Origin of the sequence: Vibrio sp. ZF57, assembly GCF_001691235.1 — a bacterium.
Lineage (GTDB): Bacteria > Pseudomonadota > Gammaproteobacteria > Enterobacterales > Vibrionaceae > Vibrio > Vibrio crassostreae_C.
The window spans coordinates 67,830-83,769 of record NZ_MAKD01000127.1; the positions used below are offsets into that span (position 1 = coordinate 67,830).

The following is a 15,940-nucleotide window of genomic DNA, read 5'->3' on the forward strand; positions in this document are numbered from 1 at the left end:
ATAACAGCCCCTTCTTAAGGGGCTGTCTTTCTTTTACAGTTATAACCTTAAGTGTTTGTAAAAATTAGTTTTATTTCATTGTATATATTGAGAATAATAATATGGAACAACCTTGGTATAAGCAGTTTTGGCCGTGGTTTTTGATCTTCCTAACCGTTGGCGTTTCTATGCTGACATTGGTTCGAGTCGCGATACTTACCAACCATTCAGTTAACGTTGTCACTGAAGATTACTATAAAAAAGGTAAAGGTATTAATGTCGACATTTCGAAAGTAAATGTTGCTAAAGAGCTTGGCCTGTCAGCTTCAGTTAGCGAGAAAGGTAACTCAGTTATCATTACCCTAGACAAAGGCAAGCTAGACCACTTCCCTGCTATTAGCGCAATGTTCGTGCACCGAACGCTGCCTGACCGTGATTTTACTCAGCTACTGACCGCTGATGCGAGAGGCAACTACACGTTGACTCTGGACCATGAAATGCAAGGTCCATGGTTTATTGAGCTTTCTCCGCATGATTCTGAATGGTTAGTGCAAGGTCGCATGAACTTCCCTATTGATACTCCTACTCAACTAACGAACTAAAGCTTATGTGTGAATCCTGTTATCACTGCGGTGAAGATGTACCAGCGGAAACGGATTTTAAAGTAGAAATCTTAGGATCGGTGCGACCTATGTGTTGTCCGGGTTGCGAAACCGTAGCCCAGACAATCGTTGATAGCGGTTTGGTCTCTTACTACCAATATCGTACCGCTCCAGCTGAAAAAGCGGATCTCGTGCCAGAGCAACTTCTGGCACTCAGTCATTACGACAACGAAGATGTTCAATTGGAGTTCGTCCGTAACTCTGAAAACACCTCTGAAGTGACATTGTCACTAGAAGGTGTATCTTGTGCTGCTTGTGCATGGCTTATTGAGAAGCAAGTCTCTTCAAAGTTAGGGGTTGTTAGTATTCGTGTTAATACCACGACTAACCGCGCCCTGCTCAGTTGGGACAACACTCAGACGAAACTGAGCGAGCTGTTGTCTTCAATCCATACCCTAGGCTACAAAGCCGCACCTTTTGAGGCTGATCAACAAGAAGCCGCCTATCATCGTTCGATGAAGAATTATCTCTATCGTCTTGGTATTGCTGGTTTAGCAACCATGCAGGTCATGATGCTGGCTGTGGCGCTTTATCTTGAAGTCTTTGGTAACCTTGAACCCGAATTCAAAAGCTACTTCCGTTGGGTGAGCTTAATCTTCGCAACGCCGGTTCTGCTCTACTCTGCATTGCCTTTCTATATCAATGCGTGGCGTAGTCTCAAAGGTCGAACATTGGGTATGGATGTACCTGTATCGATCGCTCTGTTGTTTGCTTACGTTGCAAGTTTGGTCGCAACGGTGACTGAAAAAGGTGAAGTCTTCTTCGAATCTATCTCGATGTTTACCTTCTTCCTACTGCTTGGTCGTTTCCTTGAAATGCGCGCTCGTCGTAAAGCAGCCGCCGCTAGTGGTAACCTGCTTAAGCTTGTTCCTGCTATGGCAACAACGTTAGATGGCGAACAAGTTCCGGTAAAAACCTTAAAAGTTGGCGACCAAATTCGCGTGCTACCGGGTGAACACATTCCTGCCGATGGCAAAGTATTGTCTGGCAGAATTCATATCGATGAATCGATGCTGACTGGCGAATCTATCCATGTGGTCAAAAACGAAGGCGATACCGTCTTCGCTGGCACATTGAATGGTGATGAATCATTTGAATTGGAAGTAATGACGTCAAAAGCGGATTCGGTGATTTCCAACATCGTTCGCCTGCAAGACGAAGCGCAATTGTCTAAACCCCGCATTGCAGAAATTGCTGATGTTGTGGCTCGATACTTTGTTGCGGTGATCTTAATCATCTCATTCGGTACTTGGTTTTACTGGCACCAAACACGACCAGAAGACGCTTTCTGGATCATGCTTTCGGTATTGGTAGCAACGTGTCCTTGTGCTCTGTCACTGGCAACACCGACGGCGATTACTTGTTCAACGTCTCGCATGGGTAACTTCGGTATTTTGCTGCGCAAAGGCCACGTATTCGAAACCTTGTGCAAAGTGAATCACTTGATCATCGATAAAACAGGTACATTGACTGAGGGTGATATTCGTATCAGCCAAGTTGAAACCTTCGCTGAACTTGATAAAGACACTTGTCTCAAAGTAGCGGCGAGCCTGGAACAACACGCTAACCACCCTATCGCTAAAGCGTTTAAGACTCATATTTCAGATGATATCGAAGTAGAGTCAGTTAATAACGTGATTGGTTCAGGTATCACTGGTGAGTGGAATGGCCAAGAAGTTGCGATTGGTAGTAGTGAATTCATTCTAGGTGAAGCTCAACCATCGGAAAGCAACGGCATTTACTTGTCGATGGCGGGTCGTCATATCGCTACATTTACTTATGAAGATCCAATCCGTAAAGAAAGCATCGAGTTTATTAAGCAATTTAAAGAAGCGGGCATCAAAACAACTCTGCTTACTGGCGATTCTTTGATTAACGCGAAGCCTGTTGCTGAAGAGATAGGTATTACCGATATTGTTGCTAACGCGAAACCTGAAGATAAACTTGCTTACCTGAACTCTCGAGATGCAAGTGACATTACCATGATGGTTGGCGATGGTATTAACGATGCCCCTATTCTTGCGGGTGCCCACCTTTCAGTCGCTATGGGCGGCGGAACCGATGTGGCTAAAGCCTCTGCGGATATGGTGTTACTAGGTGATAAGCTTGATAGATTACTTAAGTCGCGTACTTTGGCATTAAAAACGCGTAAGATAATCCGTGAAAACCTAGCTTGGTCATTAGGATATAACTTACTTATCCTTCCATTGGCTGTCGCGGGTTTGGTTGCTCCATACATTGCCGTTGTTGGCATGTCTGCCAGCTCTATTATTGTTGTGTCTAACTCGTTAAGGCTTTTAAAAGAGCAAGGTAAATAATGGAAAGTTTATACATCCTGATTCCCATTGCGATTGTTCTGGTGTGCATCGCTGTTGGTATTTTTCTATGGGCGGTGAAGAGCGAACAGTTTGAAGACCTAGAACGTCAAGGTCACAACATTCTGTTTGATGAAGACGAAAAGGCTCACAACCATTCTGATAGTAAACCTGCCAAGAATGAGAAAGCTAACGGCGAGAGCCAAACTAACGTAGACAAAAAGAACGATGACGCCTGATTGGATCGGAGCCTTTGTTGTTGGATTGATCGGCGCAGGTCACTGCATGGGAATGTGTGGTGGTATTGCGTCGCTTCTTTCGATTGGCAACAGTAAACCTTCCCCTGTTATTCCCCTACTTTATAACCTAGGGCGCTTGCTAAGTTATGCCGTGATTGGCGGTGTGATTGGCGGTGCAATCTCTTCGATAGGTCAGCTAAGCGATTTTAACGCTCTGCTAGGTTGGCTGCGATTATTTGCTGCTGGCTTCATGATCGTCTTAGGGTTGTATATCGGTAAATGGTGGTTCGGCTTGTTGTTCTTTGAAAAAGCCGGGCAGAAACTATGGCGCTATATCTCTCCTTTAGGTAAATCATTTCTACCCTTGAAGCACCCTAGCCATGCTTTGCCGTTTGGCTTTATTTGGGGTTGGCTACCATGTGGCTTAGTTTACTCAATGCTTACGTGGGCGGCCGTATCAGGAAGTTGGTACAACGGTGCCGGTATCATGCTTGCTTTCGGTTTAGGTACGCTTCCAGCAATGCTCACAGTAGGCATGGGCGCTAATTTCCTCAAAAAACTGCAACAAGCTGACTTATTTCGCCAATTAGGCGCAATTTTAATCCTCCTTTACGGTTTCTATACCGGATATATGGCATTGCAGCTCATTATTTATACCGTATAGGTAACCTTTAAATCCGGTTTTTTTACTACCCAACTGGATAAAGGAATGCTAAAATATTGACGTATATCAAATAGTGAAAGATTGTTATGATTTCTGAAAAGCCTGTGACGAAACGTGTTCAGTCTGGTGGCTGTGCGATCCATTGCCAGGATTGTAGTATTAGCCAGCTCTGTATTCCGTTTACTTTGAATGAATCTGAACTCGATCAACTTGATCAGATCATTGAGAGAAAAAAGCCTATTCAAAAAGGCCAAGAGTTATTTAAAGCTGGTGACGAGCTTAAATCTCTATATGCTATTCGCTCTGGAACGATCAAGAGCTACACGATTACTGAGCAAGGTGATGAGCAGATTACTGCGTTCCACCTAGCGGGCGATCTTGTTGGCTTCGATGCGATTACTGGTGACCAACACCCTAGTTTCGCACAAGCGCTAGAAACTTCTATGGTATGTGAAATCCCATATGAGATTCTTGATGACCTATCAGGAAAAATGCCTAAATTGCGTCAGCAAATTATGCGCCTGATGAGTAATGAGATTAAAGGTGACCAAGAAATGATTCTGCTTCTTTCTAAGAAGAACGCGGAAGAGCGCCTCGCTGCATTCCTTTACAACCTTTCTACTCGCTTCTCTCAACGTGGCTTCAGCCCGCGTGAGTTCCGCCTAACGATGACTCGTGGCGATATTGGTAACTACCTTGGTTTGACTGTTGAAACAATTAGCCGTCTTCTAGGCCGTTTCCAAAAAGCAGACATCTTGAGCGTTAAAGGCAAATATATCACTATCGAAGATCACGATGCGTTGATGGAACTTGCTGGCGTTTCAAAAGAATAGTCTAGATATCAATGATGTAGTTCAATAATGAGCTACATCATGTTTCTCTCTTAAAACCTCTTATATTTCTCTTAATCTCTCCATAACTACGCTACATTATTTATATGTTCGGTCTGAAAAGTAGGCTTAGTTATGAGTATCTATAACAAAATTTTAGTTGTCGCAGACATTAATCACGATGAGCAACCTGCTCTAGTTCGTGCTATCCAACTTGCTAAGAAAAGCACCTCAACAAGCCACATCACTTTCTTTTTGTCGATATACGACTTCTCGTATGAAATGACATCTATGCTCTCTATCGATGAAAGAGACGCAATGCGCAAAGGCGTAATTCATCAACGCGAAATTTGGATGAATAAAGTCGCAGAACCTTACCTAGATGATTCTATTGAATTTAATGTACAAGTGGTTTGGCACAACCGCCCATACGAAGCGATCATTGCCGAGGTTTACAGTGGTGAGCACGACATCTTAATCAAAGGCACGCGTAAGCACGATACCTTGGAATCTGTCATCTTTACTCCAACCGATTGGCATTTATTGAGAAAGTGCCCTAGCCCAGTGCTATTGGTTAAAAACGATTTCTGGCCAGATCACGCGAAGATTTTTGCTTCAGTTCATGTAGGTTCTGAAACAGAAGCTCATTTAGAGCTTAACGATACGATGGTCGACAGATTGCTAGAGATCACCGGTCGTTTGGATGCGGAACCGTTCTTGGTGAATGCCTACCCTGTGACACCTGCGAATATTACCATTGAACTGCCAGAGTTTGACCCAACGTCTTATACTGACGCGGTTCGTGGTCATCACTTAACGGCAATGAAAGCATTGCGCCAGAAGCACGGTATGTGTGAAGAACAAACTGTGGTTGAGCAAGGCTTGCCTGAAGATGTTATTCCTCGCGTCGCTTCTGAAAATAACGCTGCGATGGTGATTCTGGGTACAACGGGTCGTACTGGCTTGTCTGCCGTATTTATTGGTAATACAGCGGAACATGTTATCGACAAGATTAACTGTGATGTGTTGGCTCTTAAACCGTCTGGTTACGTCAGCCCACTAGACCCTAACCTTTCGAAAGGTTAGGTCAGGGATAGTTTAACTTATAAAAAAACGCCTCAAGCATTGCTTGAGGCGTTTTTGTTTGTCTGTTGTAGGCGCATCTATTGCTCTACAACGATTATTCTTATTATACGTTCGTTACGTCGATGAACATTGACTCATCGATGTTAGAAGATGAAATTTCAGCTTGTTCGAATTCGTACGCTTTGCGGTCTTCACTACGGTCTAGTGGAAGGTTCACGAAGTCAAACAGCTCGCGGTCAGCCAGTTGGCTTGGACTTACGTTCTGGATTGACTTGAAGATCTTCTCAACACGACCTGGCGTTTTCTTATCCCAATCAATTAGCATCGCTTTAATGTTCTGACGCTGTAGATTCTCTTGAGAGCCACATAGGTTACAAGGAATGATTGGGAACTCTTTATGTTCTGCGTATTTGATTAGGTCCGTTTCACGACAGTAAGTCAGTGGACGAATAACAACGTTACGACCATCATCTGAACGAAGCTTTGGTGGCATAGCCTTTAAGCGCGCACCGTGGAACATGTTTAGGAACATGGTCTCAACGATGTCGTCTAGGTGGTGACCCAGAGCGATCTTAGTTGCACCAATCTTCTCTGCGAATGAGTACAAAGTACCACGACGAAGACGAGAACATAGGCCACACGTTGTTTTACCTTCTGGCACTTTCTCTTTAACCACTGAATACGTGTCTTTATCTACGATGTAGTAAGGAATGTTCAGCGTTTCAAAGTACTCAGGAAGAATGTGTTCAGGGAACCCAGGTTGTTTTTGATCTAGGTTTACTGCCACAACATCAAATTTGATCGGTGCTGCTTCACGTAAACGTAGCAAAATATCTAACATCGCAAATGAATCTTTACCGCCACTAATACATGCCATTACTACGTCATTCTCTTCGATCATGTTGTAGTCGATGATGGCATTTCCAACATTTCTTCTCAGACGTTTCTGAAGTTTGTTGAATTCAAGTGTTTCTTTTCTATTATCGTTTTGGTTCATTGCGACTCTCACACCGTCGTATTACCGACTGTAGATTGCTAGTGGGACTGTTTTAGGGCGTGGATTATACGGATTTTTATTTGATGTTGAAATAGTAACGGCCGGATAAACAAGCTGAGTAATAGAAAGATTCTGCTTTTATTGTTCGATAAGCGCCTAAACGGCAGAGAAACGCGGCTTCACAAGCTCTCGGTTGGTATCATAGATAAAGAAAAGCAGCCTGCTCTAATTCGATCAGGCTGCTTTAAGATATGTCATGAAAGTTTGGAGACTGATTCTGCTAACAATAATTCCTTTAAAAATTATTGCGCGGGAATGTACGGCAATACGCGAACTGTTGGTTCTGGTAACGTGATGCTGTCACTTCCATTCAGTTCTTCTAAGGTGAATTTCGCTCGCCCTTCTTTGATTGGTAGTTGCTTGCCGTTTGAAAGCTCTATGTTGCCTTCAAGCTTATTAGCGAATTCCAGCGTTAACCCTTGGATATCAGGCGTGAACCAACCAGAGAACATACCGCTGACATCTTCAAGCATCGCCTGCATCTGTGGTAATAGGTTTTCTAGTTGAGTTACTTCTACTGTGCCAGCTAAAGGCTCTTGAGTCATCACGACCAAAGAATACGCACATTCTTGTTCTTGAGTTTGTACAAAGATAAGAGGGTTTGCTGAACGAAGGTTTTGATCTACCGGTAGAAGCAGTTCATTGGCTGGAGAGACTTTTAGCTCTTCGTAGTGCTCTTCTTTTTCCATCCAAGCTTTGCTGATGTGACAGGTTTGCTGAGCTTGTTGATCAACAAAGAAGACCGCAACTTTGACATCATCATGCCCTTCTTTGGTGTTGTTTTTCAGCTGAGTATAAAGCTTAGAATACGTGAACATGTATTCTTGCGCTGTAGCAGGAAGAGAAACCCCAAGGCTTAATGAGGCTAATAAAGCGAGTGCTGTCTTTTTCATTATTATAATCTTGTCGAAGTTGAGCGTTTATAAATAGAAAGAGCAGCCAATGAGCTGCTCTTTTTGTGATATTACTTGGTATAAGCCGACTATCGAAGGCAACCAAGTTGGTATCAAAATGAGTTACTTTTTCCAGTATACCTCGTTGTGACGGATCATAGCTTGTAAATCAGTCACATAGTCGGAACCTCTCTCAGAATATTTTAACAAGCCATTGGTGAGCTCTGTCGCCGTTGCGGTTGTTAAAAGATCATCACCTTGCGCATCAAGTTTTGCACGAATCACTCTTAGATCGGCGTAAGCACGATTACGATTAAGGTTCATGAAATACCGATGTACGGATTCTTGGCTTGAAGAGAATGTTGCGACTTCATGCGAGCTACCTTCGTTACGTTGTAGCGGAACAAGGCCACAACCTTTGGTGTAACACCAGTGTCCAAAATAGTTATTTGCTTTAGTGGCGAAACGAGATGTACCCCAAGCTGATTCATTGGCCGCCTGAGTTAACACAAGCGCTTCAGGTAGCACGTTCACGCGGTTAAGCATCTCTGTCAGCCATACTTGATCTAAACCTTCACTAGGTACAGGCAAGCTGTATAACTTCCCTAACCTTTTCGCATAAGACGCGTCTTCAGAATCAATACTGCTTAAACCGGACTCAGAGAGCTTAGTTAAAAACGCGCGTTCTTTGGTGATACGTTTGTTTTCGATATTGATACTTGGACGTAGGAACGAAAAGAAGGTGTCCTTTTTCTCATTCACATCTTCGATGGCCGCAAAGTTCGGTGTGCTCGAAGAAACCGTCAAGTCACCAAACTGGTCAGCTGAATTGGAGCTCTGTTCTGTCGTACGTCGACGCTCTTCTTCTTGGTAAATATAAGGACCAATCATTGAAATAGAGCCAACAAGAGCCAGTGCCGTCACTTTAAGCGCAAGTGATTTGCTTGTGCTTGCCTGTGTGTCTTTATGCATCGAACACCTGTGGGTTTTTGTTATTGTCGTCGTTATTGCTATCGTTGTTATCGTCATCGCTCTTTGGACGATCTGAAGCAATCAGTTTCAACTTGATGCCAAACATTTCACGGTAAAGGATTCCTTTCACGTGGAAGAAGAACGGAAGAACGAAGATTAAGCCAATGCCGTACATCATTGCCGCGACGATGAACATCAGCATTACTAATAGGTAGATAGAAGCAACGGTGAAGATTTTTTTGTTGACAGCACGCAGAGAAAGCAGCAGCGATTGCATTGGCGGCACTTTCTTATCACAAATCAGCAGAATCGAATGGCTGAACGCCAGTGAGAAGTAGATAGACAAGAACGGCAGAATCATACCTGCGATGCCTTGAAGCATTAGGCTAAACAAAGTCACTAGAATAACCGGAACCGTAAACTGCAAACCTTTACCGATGTGGCGTACTTTGGTTTGTAGGCCAGCGGCGTGGCTCATTGCCATTAAACAGATACCGGCATAGATAGGCGCGCTGATCACTTCATAGCTAAAGTTCGCAATAAAAATCGATTCAACGATTTGTGGCGTGAACGACTCTGGGTCGATAACCGCATCCAAGATAACCGCAGGATCACCAAGCTGTAGTTTTAGTGCGATATAAAAGATAGCGAGCTGCACAAACATCAAAGCAATAATCGCTGGGGAAAACGAAAGAAAGTGACTTATCGTATGTTTCCAAGCTTCTTGGAATACAGCCGTTGCTTTGAGCTCATAATCGCCAGAAAGTGCACGGTTGATACTACCGCCCAAATTAAAATCTTTTTCGATGTCGTTGTTCATATTGATACCTAGGTGTGCCGATTAAGCGAAGCCACCTAACTTATTGATAAAAAATTACCTTCATTATACTCATATGTCGGATACAAACTAAAATATGAATCTGTAACAAGGCTTGCTTTTGCGTCTTGATGGTTAATAATTAGACACTTGTTAGGGTGTAAACCCAGTAAATAACAGTATGGTAAAGGATGTTTACTTTTACCTGCGAAATTTTTTATCTTCGAAAGGTAAAAAATGCTTTGAATTCACGTTTTTGGTGATTATGATGCGCGCCTTAAAGGTGTATAGCAACAGGTCTCAAATAGAACCAAGGTGGAGAAAAACAGACGTTGAACGCTAAAAAATCAGTAGGAAAGCCAGTAGTACAGCTAACTGGCATCAGTAAAAGTTTCGATGGTAAGGAAGTCATCGGCAATCTGGATTTAAACGTAAATCATGGTGAGTTTCTCACGATTTTAGGCCCATCAGGTTGTGGTAAAACAACCGTGCTAAGAATGATTGCGGGTTTTGAAACGGCAGATAGTGGTCAAATACTATTAGCTGAACAAAACGTAACCCAAGTTCCTGCTGAACAAAGGCATGTAAACACTGTATTCCAAAGCTATGCCCTATTCCCGCATATGACCGTTTTCGACAATGTGGCATTTGGCTTACGCATGCAGAAAGTTCCAAACAGCGAGATTGAACCTCGTGTAATGGATGCTTTGAAAATGGTGCGCCTAGAACAAATGGCACAACGAAAGCCACACCAGCTATCTGGTGGTCAACAGCAACGTATCGCAATCGCTCGTGCTGTCGTTAATAAGCCTAAAGTTCTTTTGTTGGATGAATCTCTATCTGCTCTGGATTACAAACTACGTAAACAGATGCAAATCGAGCTGAAACAATTACAACGCCAAATTGGTATCACGTTCATTTTTGTAACGCATGACCAAGAAGAGGCGCTGTCTATGTCTGACCGTATTATTGTTATGCGTGATGGCGTGATTGAACAAGACGGAACACCAAGAGAGATCTACGAAGAGCCTAAGAACCTATTTGTAGCGCGTTTCATTGGTGAAATTAACGTATTCGAAGCGACAGCGAAATCTCGTCAAGATGAAAAACGCATTGTTGCGACAATCGAAGGTGAAGAGTCCATTATCTATCACGATAAAGACGTAACACCGGGTCAAAAACTGCAAGTATTGCTTCGACCTGAAGATCTTCGAATCGAAGAAATTAAAGAGTCAGAGCAACGCGGTATTGTTGGCCACATTGTCGAGCGAACCTATAAAGGCATGACATTAGATTCAGTCGTAGAACTTGAATCTGGTATGCGTGTCATGGTTAGCGAATTCTTCAACGAAGATGACCCTGATGTTGATCACTCACTGGGCCAAAAAGTTGCAGTAACTTGGGTTGAGAGCTGGGAAGTGGTATTAGAAGATGAGCAAGAAGTTTAATTTACAAAACGCAATTGTTGCTTTAATCACAGGTTGGTTAGTGTTGTTCGTGATGATTCCAAACATCATGATCATTGGTACTAGCTTCTTAACTCGTGATGAAGCGAACTTGATCGAGATGACCTTCACTCTCGATAACTACGTGCGTTTGGCTGACCCGCTGTATTTTAAAGTGTTGATGCACTCTTTCTATATGGCAATTGTCGCAACCCTACTTTGTTTGATTATTGGTTACCCATTCGCTTACATCGTGGCAAAAATGCCGGCGAAGTGGCGTCCAATCATGTTGTTCCTAGTGATAGTACCATTCTGGACGAACTCTTTGATTCGTACATACGGATTAAAAATTGTACTGGGTACGCAAGGTGTCTTGAACAAAAGCTTGTTAGCGTTAGATATCATTGATAAACCGCTACGTATCATGTACTCAGAAACCGCAGTAATGATCGGTTTAGTGTACATCCTACTTCCGTTTATGATTCTGCCGCTGTATTCAGCGATTGAAAAACTGGACGATACGTATTTAGAAGCGGCTAAAGATTTAGGTGCGAACAAACTGCAAACGCTATTGAAAGTGGTACTACCACTAACAATGCCGGGCATTATTGGCGGCTGTTTGTTAGTGCTACTGCCAGCGTTAGGTATGTTCTACATCTCTGACCTATTAGGCGGAGCTAAGAACCTATTGATTGGTAACGTGATTAAGAGCCAAGTGCTCAACGCTCGAGACTGGCCGTTTGGCGCAGCGACGAGTATCGCACTGACCATGGCAATGGCTGTGATGCTGTATGCCTACTACCGAGCAGGTAAGCTATTGAACAAGAAAGTGGAGCTAGACTAATGGGGCGCACAGTTAAGTTCAGCTTTATGGCGCTGGTATACGCCTTTCTATACCTACCTATTATCGTATTGATCGCTAACTCGTTTAATGCCAATAAGTTTGGTATGAAATGGGGTGGCTTCACCACTAAATGGTATGACGCGCTTATTAACAACGACAGCCTAATGCAGGCTGCGTGGCACTCGATCAACGTAGCGGTGTTCTCAGCAACAGCCGCAACGATTGTCGGGAGCCTTACAGCAGTAGCCCTATTCCGTTACCAATTTAAAGGTAAAGGCATCGTAAATGGCATGCTGTTCATCGTAATGATGTCTCCAGATATCGTAATGGCGATTTCGCTTCTTGCGCTATTCTTGGTAATGGGTGTTCAACTTGGGTTCTTTACCCTACTTGCTGCTCACATTACCTTCTGTCTACCGTTTGTTGTAGTAACGGTATACAGTCGCTTGAATGGCTTTGATGTGAAGATGCTAGAAGCAGCAAAAGACTTAGGTGCAAGTGAATGGACGATTCTAAAACAGATCATTCTGCCTCTTGCTAAGCCCGCGGTTGCTGCGGGTTGGTTATTGAGCTTCACTCTGTCTTTGGACGATGTAATCATTAGCTCTTTCGTAACCGGCCCAACGTATGAAATCTTACCACTGAAGATTTACTCAATGGTTAAAGTGGGTATCTCTCCTGAGGTAAACGCCCTAGCAACAGTGATGTTAGTGGTGTCGTTAATACTGGTGATCATTTCTCAGTCATTAGCGAGAGAAAAAATCAAGTAAGTCTCCTACTCTATATAGAGACTGGCTTGATTAAGAAGTTAAGAGACTTCAAGTTCAAAAAAAGTGTTAATCATAAACAGAATGGTAAATTGCCATTCTGTTTTTCTATCTACTGCCTTCGGGCAACGTTTAGTTTGGAGCTAACGTCAATGAAAAAATGGGCTACTCTATTAGCTGGTAGTGCATGTGCGCTTTCAATGTTATCTGCACCATCATTTGCAAAAGATAACAAAGAATTGGTATTCATGAATTGGGGACCTTACATCAACAGTGAGATTCTAGAACAGTTCACTGATGAAACTGGTATCAAGGTGATCTACTCGACTTACGAGTCGAACGAAACCCTGTACGCAAAGCTAAAAACACACAACAAAGGCTATGACCTAGTTGTGCCGTCGACTTACTTCGTATCTAAGATGCGTGACGAAGGTATGCTACAAAAGATCGACAAAACTAAGCTGAACAACTTCAAGAATCTAGATACTAACTATCTAGATAAGCCGTACGACCCAAGCAACGACTACTCTATTCCACACGTAGTTGCGATCACAGGTCTTGCTGTTAACACTGACATGTACGATCCAGAAGATTTCCAAAGCTGGGCTGATCTATGGAAGCCAGAGCTTGAAGGTCAACTGATGATGATGGACGACACTCGTGAAGTGTTCCACATCGCACTGCGTAAGTTAGGTTACTCTGGTAACACAACCAACGAAAAAGAGATCGACGAAGCGTACGCTGAGCTACAAAAGCTTATGCCAAACGTTCTAGTATTTAACTCAGACAACCCAGGCGCGCCTTACATGTCTGGTGAAGTCGGTCTTGGTATGCTGTGGAACGGTTCTGCTGCTGCAGCTCAAAACGAAGGTCTACCAATCAAACTGGTTTTCCCTAAAGAAGGCGGTATCGGTTGGGTTGATAACTTTGCGATTAGCTCTGGTGCGGTAAACGTAGAAGCAGCTCATAAGATGATTGATTTCCTACTTCGCCCTGAAATTGCTGAGCAAATTTCTCGTGACACAGGCTACCTAACGGCCGTTAAAGCGTCTAACGAGAAGTTCAAAGATAGCCCTGCGCTATTCCCATCGCAAGAAGACCTTGATCGTGTTGAATGGCAAGCTGCGGTTGGCGATAAGACAGTGAAGTACGAAGATTACTTCATGAAACTTAAAGCAGGTCAGTAATTTAGCTTATTATCTAACTGTGGCTAAGTAACCAGTTTACTTAACAGGTCAACGTAGATAATCAATAAGTTAAAAATAAGAATATCAATGAATAGGCAGCTTAGGCTGCCTATTTTATTATATCGCTGCTATAATATAGCGCGATTTTTCGAAATCCTTTACCTTGGGTTCACTACCCAGCTCCAAATCAAACAAATGAACGGAACAGTAATGAAAAAAACACTGTATACCGGCGCATTGTGTGCTGCTACTTTACTTTCTACACCCTCTTTCGCAGCTGACCAAGAACTGTATTTTTACAACTGGTCTGAATATATTCCAAATGAAGTACTAGAAGACTTCACAGAAGAGACGGGCATTAAAGTCTACTACTCAACTTATGAGTCTAACGAAAGCATGTACGCTAAGTTAAAAACTCAAGGTACGGGTTACGACTTAGTGGTTCCTTCTACTTACTTCGTTTCTAAGATGCGTAAAGAAGGCATGCTTCAAGAGCTTGATAAAACCAAGCTAAGCCACTTTGCAGATTTGGATCCAAATTACTTAGATAAGCCATTTGACCCAAATAACAACTACTCAATCCCATACATCTGGGGTGCGACGGGTATTGGTATCAACTCAGACATGCTAGACAAGTCTTCAGTTAAAAACTGGGGCGATCTGTGGGATACGCAGTGGGAAGGTCAACTGATGATGATGGATGACTCTCGTGAGGTTTTCCATATCGCTCTATCTAAACTGGGCTACTCTCCAAACACGACTAACCCTGAAGAAATCAAAGAAGCCTACGAAGAACTTCGTAAGCTAATGCCAAACGTATTGGTATTTAACTCAGATTTCCCAGCGAACCCTTACCTAGCAGGTGAAGTGTCTCTTGGTATGCTTTGGAATGGTTCTGCTTACATGGCACGCCAAGAAGGCGCAACGATTGACATTATCTGGCCAGAAAAAGGCGCTATCTTCTGGATGGACAGCCTAGCAATTCCAGCAGGCGCTAAGAACACTGAAGCGGCTCATAAGATGATCGACTTCCTTCTTCGCCCAGAGAACGCTGCGAAAATTGCTCTAGAGATCGGTTACCCGACACCAGTTAAAACCGCTTACCCTCTTCTTCCTAAAGAATTTGCTGAAGACAAGAACGTTTTCCCACCACAATCAGTGATGGATAACGGTGTGTGGCAAGATGAAGTTGGTGAAGCGAGCGTTATTTATGACGAGTACTTCCAAAAACTTAAAGTAAACAACTAAGTTATTGTTAGTTAAGAAGTTAAGTAAATAAAGCGGCGTAAGCCGCTTTATTTTTTCAGATTCAGAAACTGATGTGTGTTATTAAAGACAAGGCTTAGGCCGTTAAAGAACCTTTCTCTGTACATAATAACTCGCCAACCAGTTTAGGCACCTCGATACTCGCCTTGCCGTAGCGCTTCTCTTCAAATTCACTTTCAACCGCACTTGGTTCGAGGTTTATCTCGATAGTATGTGCACCATGCATTTTCGCATCGTGAACAAAGCCTGCCGCTGGATAAACAACACCTGAAGTTCCGATAGAGATAAACAGATCCGCTTCTTCCAGTGCGGAATAAATGTCGCCCATTCTTAGTGGCATTTCGCCAAACCAAACAATATGTGGACGCATTTGTGCAGGGATTTGGCAGCAATGACAAAGTTCACCCGTTTCAATATCGCCTTTGTGCTCTACAACTTGATTGGATTCACTGCAACGCGCTTTTAAAAGTTCACCATGCATGTGAATAATGTTGTTGCTACCGCCTCTCTCGTGCAAATTGTCGATGTTTTGAGTAATGATGGTAACTTTGCCATCAAGTTTGTCTTCGAGCTCTCCTAGCGCCTTGTGGGCTGAATTGGGCTGAATGCTCTCACTTTGCAGGCCGTGACGACGCTTGTTATAGAAGGCTTGTACCAAGTCAGGATCTTTTGCGAACCCTTCAGGCGTCGCTACATCTTCGATTTTGTGGTTTTCCCATAGCCCGTCTTGTGCTCGGAATGTTTGTATCCCCGACTCTGCAGAGATGCCAGCGCCAGTAAGAATTACGATATTTCGATATGGGAAATGCATATAACGTCCTTTTAGATATGTCACTTTGTAACAGCTTAGCACTGTTCAAATTCCAACAATAGTTTTGGGGATTAGACCATAGTCTTAGGCAACTGAATTCATTGGC

Annotated in this window: 16 protein-coding genes; 11 read left to right on the forward strand and 5 right to left on the reverse strand. The window is 43.2% G+C overall.

Translation table 11 applies throughout. The annotated features are described in order from the left end of the window. The first annotated feature begins 101 nt into the window (after positions 1-101). From A6D97_RS19395 to uspE, 6 genes are all read left to right on the forward strand, one after another. Complete coding sequence (locus A6D97_RS19395) at positions 102-581, forward strand: FixH family protein (protein ID WP_017059641.1); 480 nt, start codon at positions 102-104, stop codon at positions 579-581. 5 nt (positions 582-586) lie between these two features. Then, positions 587-2,959 (forward strand): heavy metal translocating P-type ATPase metal-binding domain-containing protein, encoded by a 2,373-nt coding sequence (locus A6D97_RS19400; protein ID WP_065585060.1) that lies wholly within the window; start codon positions 587-589, stop codon positions 2,957-2,959. Then, positions 2,959-3,195 carry a cbb3-type cytochrome oxidase assembly protein CcoS gene (ccoS, locus tag A6D97_RS19405; RefSeq protein ID WP_048615953.1) on the forward strand — a complete coding sequence of 79 codons (237 nt, stop codon included), beginning with the start codon at positions 2,959-2,961 and terminating at the stop codon, positions 3,193-3,195. Before A6D97_RS19400 ends, ccoS begins: the two co-directional genes overlap by 1 nt. Then, on the forward strand, positions 3,185-3,859 hold the full coding sequence (locus A6D97_RS19410) for a sulfite exporter TauE/SafE family protein (protein ID WP_065585061.1): 675 nt from the start codon (positions 3,185-3,187) through the stop codon (positions 3,857-3,859). Before ccoS ends, A6D97_RS19410 begins: the two co-directional genes overlap by 11 nt. 86 nt (positions 3,860-3,945) lie before the next feature. After that, positions 3,946-4,692, forward strand: a complete 747-nt coding sequence (locus A6D97_RS19415) for an FNR family transcription factor (protein WP_017059637.1) — start codon at positions 3,946-3,948, stop codon at positions 4,690-4,692. Between the two features lie 132 nt (positions 4,693-4,824). Further along, positions 4,825-5,775 carry a universal stress protein UspE gene (gene uspE, locus A6D97_RS19420; protein ID WP_017070547.1) on the forward strand — a complete coding sequence of 317 codons (951 nt, stop codon included), beginning with the start codon at positions 4,825-4,827 and terminating at the stop codon, positions 5,773-5,775. A 103-nt stretch (positions 5,776-5,878) separates the two neighbouring features. Here uspE and ttcA read toward each other — a convergent pair whose 3' ends face one another. The 4 genes from ttcA to A6D97_RS19440 all read right to left on the reverse strand — a co-directional run bounded on the left by ttcA (position 5,879) and on the right by A6D97_RS19440 (position 9,517). Beyond that, a complete protein-coding gene (gene ttcA / locus A6D97_RS19425) occupies positions 5,879-6,772 on the reverse strand; it encodes a tRNA 2-thiocytidine(32) synthetase TtcA (protein ID WP_065585062.1) in 894 nt (297 codons plus the stop codon). A 302-nt stretch (positions 6,773-7,074) separates the two neighbouring features. Continuing rightward, positions 7,075-7,725 carry a DUF2987 domain-containing protein gene (locus A6D97_RS19430; protein ID WP_017059634.1) on the reverse strand — a complete coding sequence of 217 codons (651 nt, stop codon included), beginning with the start codon at positions 7,723-7,725 and terminating at the stop codon, positions 7,075-7,077. Positions 7,726-7,848: 123 nt separating this feature from the next. Then, positions 7,849-8,697, reverse strand: a complete 849-nt coding sequence (locus A6D97_RS19435) for a glucosaminidase domain-containing protein (protein WP_065585063.1) — start codon at positions 8,695-8,697, stop codon at positions 7,849-7,851. Continuing rightward, positions 8,690-9,517 (reverse strand): hypothetical protein, encoded by an 828-nt coding sequence (locus A6D97_RS19440; protein ID WP_017059632.1) that lies wholly within the window; start codon positions 9,515-9,517, stop codon positions 8,690-8,692. The genes A6D97_RS19435 and A6D97_RS19440 overlap by 8 nt, the downstream gene beginning before the upstream one ends. 329 nt (positions 9,518-9,846) lie before the next feature. Between A6D97_RS19440 and potA the strand changes: the two genes are divergently transcribed. From potA to A6D97_RS19465, 5 genes are all read left to right on the forward strand, one after another. Then, positions 9,847-10,962, forward strand: coding sequence for a spermidine/putrescine ABC transporter ATP-binding protein PotA (gene potA, locus A6D97_RS19445; RefSeq protein ID WP_065585064.1), 1,116 nt, complete (start codon positions 9,847-9,849; stop codon positions 10,960-10,962). Beyond that, entirely contained in the window at positions 10,946-11,803 is an 858-nt protein-coding gene (gene potB, locus A6D97_RS19450) for a spermidine/putrescine ABC transporter permease PotB (RefSeq protein WP_017059630.1), read from the forward strand. Before potA ends, potB begins: the two co-directional genes overlap by 17 nt. After that, on the forward strand, positions 11,803-12,573 hold the full coding sequence (gene potC, locus A6D97_RS19455; RefSeq protein ID WP_017059629.1) for a spermidine/putrescine ABC transporter permease PotC: 771 nt from the start codon (positions 11,803-11,805) through the stop codon (positions 12,571-12,573). Before potB ends, potC begins: the two co-directional genes overlap by 1 nt. A 149-nt stretch (positions 12,574-12,722) precedes the next feature. Further along, positions 12,723-13,757 carry an extracellular solute-binding protein gene (locus A6D97_RS19460; protein ID WP_017059628.1) on the forward strand — a complete coding sequence of 345 codons (1,035 nt, stop codon included), beginning with the start codon at positions 12,723-12,725 and terminating at the stop codon, positions 13,755-13,757. A gap of 210 nt (positions 13,758-13,967) precedes the next feature. Then, positions 13,968-15,005 carry an extracellular solute-binding protein gene (locus A6D97_RS19465; protein ID WP_017059627.1) on the forward strand — a complete coding sequence of 346 codons (1,038 nt, stop codon included), beginning with the start codon at positions 13,968-13,970 and terminating at the stop codon, positions 15,003-15,005. 94 nt (positions 15,006-15,099) lie between these two features. Here A6D97_RS19465 and cobB read toward each other — a convergent pair whose 3' ends face one another. Further along, positions 15,100-15,834 carry a Sir2 family NAD+-dependent deacetylase gene (gene cobB, locus A6D97_RS19470; protein WP_017063867.1) on the reverse strand — a complete coding sequence of 245 codons (735 nt, stop codon included), beginning with the start codon at positions 15,832-15,834 and terminating at the stop codon, positions 15,100-15,102. Positions 15,835-15,940: the final 106 nt, after the last annotated feature.

Coding starts and splice junctions, on each gene's coding strand:
- A6D97_RS19395 (WP_017059641.1), top strand. CDS start 102: ATGGAACAACCTTGGTATAAGCAGTTTTGGCCGTGGTTTTTGATCTTC.
- A6D97_RS19400 (WP_065585060.1), top strand. CDS start 587: ATGTGTGAATCCTGTTATCACTGCGGTGAAGATGTACCAGCGGAAACG.
- ccoS (WP_048615953.1), top strand. CDS start 2,959: ATGGAAAGTTTATACATCCTGATTCCCATTGCGATTGTTCTGGTGTGC.
- A6D97_RS19410 (WP_065585061.1), top strand. CDS start 3,185: ATGACGCCTGATTGGATCGGAGCCTTTGTTGTTGGATTGATCGGCGCA.
- A6D97_RS19415 (WP_017059637.1), top strand. CDS start 3,946: ATGATTTCTGAAAAGCCTGTGACGAAACGTGTTCAGTCTGGTGGCTGT.
- uspE (WP_017070547.1), top strand. CDS start 4,825: ATGAGTATCTATAACAAAATTTTAGTTGTCGCAGACATTAATCACGAT.
- ttcA (WP_065585062.1), bottom strand. CDS start 6,772: ATGAACCAAAACGATAATAGAAAAGAAACACTTGAATTCAACAAACTT.
- A6D97_RS19430 (WP_017059634.1), bottom strand. CDS start 7,725: ATGAAAAAGACAGCACTCGCTTTATTAGCCTCATTAAGCCTTGGGGTT.
- A6D97_RS19435 (WP_065585063.1), bottom strand. CDS start 8,697: ATGCATAAAGACACACAGGCAAGCACAAGCAAATCACTTGCGCTTAAA.
- A6D97_RS19440 (WP_017059632.1), bottom strand. CDS start 9,517: ATGAACAACGACATCGAAAAAGATTTTAATTTGGGCGGTAGTATCAAC.
- potB (WP_017059630.1), top strand. CDS start 10,946: ATGAGCAAGAAGTTTAATTTACAAAACGCAATTGTTGCTTTAATCACA.
- potC (WP_017059629.1), top strand. CDS start 11,803: ATGGGGCGCACAGTTAAGTTCAGCTTTATGGCGCTGGTATACGCCTTT.
- A6D97_RS19460 (WP_017059628.1), top strand. CDS start 12,723: ATGAAAAAATGGGCTACTCTATTAGCTGGTAGTGCATGTGCGCTTTCA.
- A6D97_RS19465 (WP_017059627.1), top strand. CDS start 13,968: ATGAAAAAAACACTGTATACCGGCGCATTGTGTGCTGCTACTTTACTT.
- cobB (WP_017063867.1), bottom strand. CDS start 15,834: ATGCATTTCCCATATCGAAATATCGTAATTCTTACTGGCGCTGGCATC.